This window comes from Marinobacter halodurans (assembly GCF_004327985.1).
In the GTDB taxonomy this organism is placed as follows: domain Bacteria; phylum Pseudomonadota; class Gammaproteobacteria; order Pseudomonadales; family Oleiphilaceae; genus Marinobacter_A; species Marinobacter_A halodurans.
Window position 1 is genome coordinate 1 of record NZ_SJDL01000261.1, and the last position, 219, is coordinate 219.

Below are 219 nucleotides of genomic sequence, written 5' to 3' on the forward strand. Positions count from 1 at the left end.
ACAGGGTGACCTTGGCCCCGGCGCTGAAGTCCGGGCGGTTGCTCTCGCCACTTCCGAGGCTGGCGTCCTTGCGCAGGCTGTCCAGCCGGGCTTCGGTGTAGGGCTGGCCGGAGGCATCGCCCTTGAAGCGGCCCGGGTAGTCGTAGTGCTCGTAGTCGCTGCGCTGGCTGTCCAGGTCCGCCGCATGGGCCTGGTGCATCAGGGCGTAGGCGGGGTTCC

Annotated in this window: 1 protein-coding gene; it reads right to left on the reverse strand. The window is 69.9% G+C overall.

The features are described from left to right. Nucleotides 1–219 (reverse strand): contractile injection system protein, VgrG/Pvc8 family (locus EZI54_RS24295; RefSeq protein WP_278248744.1); only part of this gene is annotated, 219 nt, incomplete at both ends.